Source organism: Enterovibrio norvegicus (assembly GCF_002876705.1).
Classification (GTDB): Bacteria; Pseudomonadota; Gammaproteobacteria; order Enterobacterales; family Vibrionaceae; genus Enterovibrio; species Enterovibrio norvegicus_B.
Genome location: NZ_MDAG01000077.1, coordinates 1 through 569, shown reverse-complemented (window position 1 = coordinate 569; position 569 = coordinate 1). Strand labels below are relative to the sequence as shown.

Here is a 569-nt window from a genome sequence, read left to right as displayed (position 1 = left end):
GGTTGGTCAGGGTCACCTTCAAGGAAGGAGACAATCACTTCATGGCCGATGCGCGGTATCGCCATCATGCCGTATTGACCGCCTGCCCAACCTTGGGAGACACGCACCCAACAACTTGAGCTTTCATCACTGTTGCCGTATCTGTCCCACGGGAACTGCACTTTCACGCGCCCGTGTTCATCACAGAAGATTTCTTCGCCAGCAGGGCCAGTGACAATCGCGATTTGAGGGCCATGCACACAAGGTTTGGCTTCCGGAATGGGACGCCAAGGGCGATGGCCAGGGATAACGGAAAACGTATTGTGGAACGAAGTCATGCCTTCACCGCCATGCTCTTCCAGTGCTTGCGGTTGCGTGCCTTCACTGTGCATGGTCACCACAATCCAATCCCGGTTCGTTGTGTCATCGGGGTGGCCTTCCAAGTCAAACACCATGCCCGCATCCACCTGCATGATGGTGCTGGAGGCGGTTGCCGTTAACGCATCACTGCGCAAATGCTCGAGTCGGTATTGGGTAAACGGCTTACCCGCCGCATCGCTTTTGAAGCGGCCTGGGTAATCATAGTGTTC

The 569-nt window shown here is 55.7% G+C and carries 1 protein-coding gene; it reads right to left on the bottom strand.

Annotated features, from left to right (window positions below; translation table 11 throughout):
* Positions 1 to 569: type VI secretion system tip protein TssI/VgrG (gene tssI / locus BCT27_RS24265; RefSeq protein WP_133153397.1), on the bottom strand; the 569-nt coding region annotated here is incomplete at both ends.